Genomic DNA, 2013 nt, shown 5'->3' with positions numbered 1-2013 from the left:
CTCAAGGGCTGGACCGGCACCTGTGCCACCTGCAACCGCCCCCTACCCCGCACAAGAACCAGACACAGAACCAGAACCTAACGAAGCACTACTAGTGCTCGATCTCGGGCGACCACTCGCCGAGCGAGCGCAGCACCACCGTGTTGACGACCATCACGGCGCCGAGGCCGAGCGCCCACCGGGGGTGTCCACCGATCGCCAGCAGGGCGACCGAGCCGCCCCAGACCAGCAGTTGCACCCCGTACCAGAGGGCCGCCGAGCCCCGCACCGACCGTCGGGGCGCCGCGTAGCGTCCCCAGAGCAGGATCGCGAGCGCTGGTAGCGCGAGTGCGATCAGCACCCGGAGGGCGACCGGGCCGTCCGACCAGGTCCCGTACCCGCCGACCGCCAGGGCCACCAGTGAGGCCAGTTCCAGCAGGAAGCGCAGCGCCAGCTGAGCCCCCGTCATCCCCTTGCGCACGTCTGCACCTGACCGTTCCCCCGCCGCAGCATCCGATGATCCGCTCTTCCTACCACGGCGCACGCCTCGAAGCACCATCCCTGTCGCACCGCCGCCGGTCGCACTCGACCGGGACCGGCCCGAAAAGGGTTCGCCCGGTCGGCCCGCTCTGCCCCACCATGTCCACATGACGGACAGCAGCCCCGCCACCATCCGTACCAGCCCGCCCTTCGCCGCCGACGAGGCGGTGATGCTCGGCGCCTGGCTGGACTTCCACCGGGCCACGCTCGCCCTCAAGTGCGAGGGCCTGACGCCCGAACAGCTGCGCGAACGCACCTGCCCGCCGTCCTCGCTCTCCCTGCTCGGGCTGGTCCGGCACATGACGGAGGTGGAGCGCACCTGGTTCCGCAAGGTGCTGGACGGCCAGGAGCTCGACGAGTCCGGCCGCTACTGGTCGGAGGAGTTCCCGGACGGCGACTTCGATCTGGTGGACGGGGCCGACCCGGTCGCCGACACCGCCCGCTGGCAGGAGGAGGTGGCCTTCGCCCGGTCCGCCGTCGAAGGCGTCTCGTTGGACGCGGTCGGCAAGGGCCGCTGGCGCGACAACGAAGTGACGCTGCGTTGGATCCTGGTGCACATGATCGAGGAGTACGCCCGCCACAACGGCCACGCCGACCTGCTCAGGGAACGGATCGACGGCACCACCGGCGAGTGACCACCGCCGCACCGCCCCGCCACGTCACCCCGGCCGCGTCACCCCGGCCACGTCACCCCCGCCGCACGCCGCACCACCCCCACCGCGCCACCCCCGTGTGCGCGCCCCTCGGCCGCGACCCGCCACCCTGCGGGTGAAGCCGTTACATGATTGTTGACAGCGCGTCAACTAGCCTCCGGGTGACGCCGATAGGGTCGTCGCGCGCAACCGTTCACCGGCCGGTGACGTCCTTGTGGATATCCGGACATGCACGGAGCAACCACGGATTTCCCCACGCGCCACAACCCGTCCAGTGGGCACAAGCGGGCACATCTGCGGTGATCAGTGCGATACTCGGACAGTTCCAACAAGTGGATGACGTGTCAAAACGACCCGTCGTCACCCGGGGGACGAGTACGGAACGAGACAGGGAGGCGCGGCTAATGGGAGCACTTCGCGACGAGCACCACAACGGGTGGCTGATGCCTTCCGGCAGCTACCCGGCCGCGATGTACGAGGAGCCCTGGGAGGGCGAGGAGACGCTGCCGAGCGTCCAGACCGGCCCCTCCCGGATCGTCTCGCTCCGTCCGACGGGCTTCGAGGCCGCCCGCACCGTCGGCGAGCACATCCGCGCCGCCACCCCGGTGGTCATGGACCTCACCGAGATGGACGACGCCGAGGCCAAGCGGATGGTCGACTTCGCCTCCGGCCTGATCTTCGGCACTCGCGGCGGCATCGAGCGGATCGCCCGCCGGGTGTTCCTGCTCACCCCGGCCGACGTCGAGGTGACGGTCATCGACCGCCCGCTGGACGAATCAGGTTTCTACAACCAGAGCTGACGGCCGGCCCACCGGGCCCGCCGCTCACCGCCCACCGAAGG

At 70.2% G+C, this 2013-nt stretch carries 3 protein-coding genes; 2 read left to right on the top strand and 1 reads right to left on the bottom strand.

The features are described 5' to 3' along the window. Window positions 1-91: 91 nt before the first annotated feature. Window positions 92-448, bottom strand: a complete 357-nt coding sequence (locus tag ACFUEL_RS39020) for a YrdB family protein (RefSeq protein ID WP_380242859.1) — start codon at window positions 446-448, stop codon at window positions 92-94. A 178-nt stretch (window positions 449-626) separates the two neighbouring features. On the opposite strand from ACFUEL_RS39020, the gene ACFUEL_RS39015 reads away from it, so the two are divergent. Together ACFUEL_RS39015 and ACFUEL_RS39010 are read left to right on the top strand one after the other, a co-directional pair. After that, the gene (locus tag ACFUEL_RS39015; RefSeq protein WP_380242857.1) at window positions 627-1154 is read left to right on the top strand and encodes a DinB family protein; all 528 of its coding nucleotides are present in this window, start codon (window positions 627-629) and stop codon (window positions 1152-1154) included. Window positions 1155-1576: 422 nt separating this feature from the next. Beyond that, window positions 1577-1972: a cell division protein SepF gene (locus tag ACFUEL_RS39010; protein WP_380242855.1), complete on the top strand. Its 396-nt coding sequence runs from the start codon at window positions 1577-1579 to the stop codon at window positions 1970-1972. The last annotated feature ends 41 nt before the right edge of the window (window positions 1973-2013 follow it).

It is taken from the genome of Kitasatospora sp. NPDC057198 (assembly GCF_042670125.1).
Classification (GTDB): domain Bacteria; phylum Actinomycetota; class Actinomycetes; order Streptomycetales; family Streptomycetaceae; genus Kitasatospora.
The sequence above is the reverse complement of the archived record's forward strand: the minus strand, read 5'-3'. Positions and strand labels throughout refer to the sequence as shown.